Genomic DNA, 325 nt, shown 5'->3' with positions numbered 1-325 from the left:
AAACGGAATACCCATCGACTGCGAAACAAGCTCAAACTCTCGGTCTAATTTCTTTAAGGCAGTCGTTGCCGTGACAAATGTTACAGAATAAAAATGAATGATATTTACTAGTACTAATACAGCGATTGTTCCGTATAAAGAATGAAACGGATTCGTTACTGATAGTCCAAGAATTTGAATCGTTGGTTGACTAAAGAAAAAGACATATCCTAATCCGAGTACTAAACCTGGTATCGCTAACGGCACTATAGAGAAAAAGTAACCTGTTTTTCTAAAAAATTGTAGCTGGTCTATTTTCTCAATTGCATATGCGAATACAAATGTT

General features: G+C 35.4%; 1 pseudogene. It reads right to left on the bottom strand.

Annotated elements, in window-relative coordinates:
* Positions 1-325: pseudogene (locus tag SB717_RS34600) on the bottom strand (putative 2-aminoethylphosphonate ABC transporter permease subunit); the annotation flags it as partial.

Origin of the sequence: Priestia sp. SIMBA_032 (genome assembly GCF_046535215.1) — a bacterium.
GTDB lineage: Bacteria > Bacillota > Bacilli > Bacillales > Bacillaceae_H > Priestia > Priestia aryabhattai.
The sequence above is the reverse complement of the archived record's forward strand: the minus strand, read 5'-3'. Positions and strand labels throughout refer to the sequence as shown.